Below are 658 nucleotides of genomic sequence, written 5' to 3' on the forward strand. Positions count from 1 at the left end.
GAGCGGGCTGGACGCGTACAACTCCCGGCCCATCCCCACCCACTGCGCACCCTGACCCGCGAAGACCAGGCCCACCCGGGCATCAGCCCGCGCCACCCCGGCAACCACCGAAGCCGACGACACACCCGCAGCCAGCCCCTGGACCCCCGCCAGCAACTCCCCACGATCCGCGCCCAACACGACCGCACGATGCTCGAACGCCGTACGCGTCGCCGCCAACGACCACGCCACATCCGCCGGCTCCACCGCCGGACGAGCCGCCACCCACTCCCGAAGACGACCCGCCTGCGCCACCAACCCGTCCGCGGTACGGCCCGACAGCAGCCACACACCAGCCGCGGAGAGCACCGGGGTTGCCGGTGCGATGACCGGTGCCCCTGTGTTGCCGGCGGTGTCCTGCTCGGCGGGGGCTTCCTCCAGGATGACGTGCGCGTTCGTCCCGCTGATCCCGAACGCCGACACACCCGCCCGACGCAGACGCTCCCCCGCCGGCCACGCCACCGGCTCACCGAGCAGACGCACTTCACCCGCCGACCAGTCCACATGCGAGGACGGTTCATCCACGTGCAGCGTGCGCGGCAACTCCTCGTGCTGGAGCGCCAGCACCATCTTGATCACACCCGCCACACCCGCAGCCGCCTGCGTATGACCGATGTTC

At 71.6% G+C, this 658-nt stretch carries 1 protein-coding gene; it reads right to left on the bottom strand.

All coding sequences use genetic code 11. The annotated features are described in order from the left end of the window. Window positions 1-658 (bottom strand): ketoacyl-synthetase C-terminal extension domain-containing protein (locus tag AC3ERT_RS36600; RefSeq protein ID WP_435179507.1); only part of this gene is annotated, 658 nt, incomplete at both ends.

This window comes from Actinacidiphila sp. bgisy145, from assembly GCF_057708125.1.